The 664-nt window shown below is 52.3% G+C and carries 1 protein-coding gene; it reads right to left on the bottom strand.

Features of this window, described 5'->3' with window-relative positions; genetic code table 11:
* Positions 1 to 104 precede the first annotated feature (104 nt).
* Positions 105 to 572, bottom strand: a complete 468-nt coding sequence (locus H6A12_RS13060; RefSeq protein ID WP_204448436.1) for a sigma-70 family RNA polymerase sigma factor — start codon at positions 570 to 572, stop codon at positions 105 to 107.
* Positions 573 to 664 lie beyond the last annotated feature (92 nt).

Raw genomic sequence — 664 nt, 5'->3', positions numbered from 1 at the left:
ATTGAGACAAGGGTTTGGGGATATGCCCCAACAAGCAAAATCCCCGGCCCGGCAGGGGCAGCCGGGTCAGGGATTTGCCCGTATTTATAGGCTCTTTGGGATAATCAGGGGGTCTCTATGGAGCCTTCCAACAAAGCTCTGAGCTTTTTAAGGACCTTCATTTTCCGAACATGAACAGCATTACGGAACACGCCAAGCTCGTCTGCATATTGCCGTTCTGTTTTTTCCTCAAAGAACAGCGCCTGGATCAGCGCACGTTCCTCTGGAGTCAGCAGGGAAAGCGCGGTATGTAGCCTGTCCACTTCCAGCTTGTGAAGCACCACGCTCTCCACACTTTCCTGCTCATCGGAGAATTGCTGGGCATTTTCATCCACCAGCCGGTCCAAAGAATCTTCGCGGCTGGGGATGATCTGCACCACTCGGCCCTCCTTTCCGAGAACGAACCGCTCGGTTTTCAAATCGTTCTCAAAATAGCGCATTTTCCGGTCGCCCTGCATGTAGGCCCGGTACACTTCATCCGTGACCTCAACATATTGGCCGCGAATCCATATTCTCTTTTTATCAGCGTCCACGCTGTTTTACCTCCGATCAGTCTGAATTGCGAGAAATTCAGACTGGTCGGGCGGCCCCCTACAACGTGGGAATGATGGGGTTCCTCTATATA

Source organism: Merdimmobilis hominis, assembly GCF_016901855.1.
Lineage (GTDB): Bacteria > Bacillota > Clostridia > Oscillospirales > Ruminococcaceae > Paludihabitans.
The sequence above is the reverse complement of the archived record's forward strand: the minus strand, read 5'-3'. Positions and strand labels throughout refer to the sequence as shown.